The sequence below is a fragment of the Stenotrophomonas maltophilia group sp. SKK55 genome (genome assembly GCF_057179845.1).
The window spans coordinates 1-1357 of the sequence record NZ_JBXUHP010000049.1 but is presented as its reverse complement, the minus strand read 5'-3'; the positions used below and the strand labels follow the sequence as shown (position 1 = coordinate 1357).

1 protein-coding gene and 1 pseudogene are annotated in these 1357 nt (G+C 54.9%); both read left to right on the top strand.

Annotated features, from left to right (window positions below; genetic code table 11):
* Positions 1–170: pseudogene (locus tag AC2A1N_RS16410) on the top strand (RHS repeat-associated core domain-containing protein); the annotation flags it as partial.
* Between the two features lie 493 nt (positions 171–663).
* Complete coding sequence (locus AC2A1N_RS16405; protein WP_082783346.1) at positions 664–1137, top strand: tetratricopeptide repeat protein; 474 nt, start codon at positions 664–666, stop codon at positions 1135–1137.
* Positions 1138–1357 lie beyond the last annotated feature (220 nt).

Genomic DNA, 1357 nt, shown 5'->3' with positions numbered 1-1357 from the left:
CGGGCCAGCAGGCGACCGATGCGAGTGGGTTGTTCTACAACTACCAGCGGGAGTACGAGCCGGAGGTGGGGCGGTATTCCCAGAGTGATCCGATTGGGCTGGACGGAGGTGTGTCGACATACTCGTATGTCGGTGGAAGTCCAGCTTTGTTTGCGGATCCGATTGGGCTGCAAAGAACGCTAGTTCCCTTCATCCCCCCCCCAGGAGGGGCAGTCGGTTTCAACCCAAATGAACCTCAGAACTACCAATCGCCTGGAGGTGGGCAATACTCGTCCGATTCAGAATTCCTAAACTCATTGGTGGCGGCGAGTCGGTTGTCCGGTTTGGAAAATTGGATAAATCCAAATGGCATTAACCAATCTGTGGCCACTGCATTGCTGAGTAAGGCACTGGCATCACCCTCATCAGAGGGGAGGTCGGTTCCCTGGCCCGATCGGAAGAGAGGGGGGTAATCTTGCAACTGTCGAGCAAGTAGGGATGGTCGTAGTCCCGACAATTGTTCAATCGGTGACAAGGAGTTTGCTTTCGGTTACGGTTTCAGCAGTCGGTTGTCAGAGGCAAAAAAAATGGCTGAGAAGGACGCGAAGGATAAATTGGGTGCCAAGTCGACCCACCACATTCAATGTAGGTGCACAAGCCCGACCGGAGAGGGGATCATCCCACATGGGTAATTTGCCTACAGCCCTTTCGGAAAATTTCTCAGTTCTTCTGGATTCCGGGGACATGGCTGGTGCTGCATCACTGATTCGTAGTGCCGCTGTTGTGGGCTCCGCAGAAGCAATCTTTCTTTCTTCGAGCTTTAGTCGCCCTCATGAAAGCATCGATGAGTTCGAGTTAAGAAGCTTGGCTGAGGTAGAGCTCTCAGCAGCGAAAGGGTACGCCCCCGCGCAATATAGACTCGGCTGCTATCTACAATTCGGAGACTTTGTGGATGTGGATCCTGTGGGGGCAGCCCAGTACTTTAAGCTGGCCGCGAAGGCTGGATATCCTCCCGCAATGTATGAGTATGGGTTGGCGCTTCTCCATGGCATAGGTGTAGATAGCAAGCATGACGAAGCGATCTCGTGGATCATGCTCTCGGCTGAGAAAGGAGATGAGACTGCTGCTGAGTTCTTGAAGAATATGCGAGACAGCTAGCGTCCTATGATGTATTCAGCGATATCCGTAATGCGCCGCGGCAGCTGACCCAACCCCAGGACTGTACTACCGGCACACCGATCGAAACCTATGGCTACGACGCCACCGGCAACCGTACCTCACTGACCACCTCGGCAGGCACCGCCAGCTACACCTATCCCGCAACCAGCCACCGGCTGACCGCCGTGGACGGCGAAGCGCGCAACCATGACGCGGTGGG

What these genes read in the sequence shown, in the direction of transcription:
- AC2A1N_RS16405 (WP_082783346.1), top strand. Translation starts at nt 664, where the DNA reads ATGGGTAATTTGCCTACAGCCCTTTCGGAAAATTTCTCAGTTCTTCTG.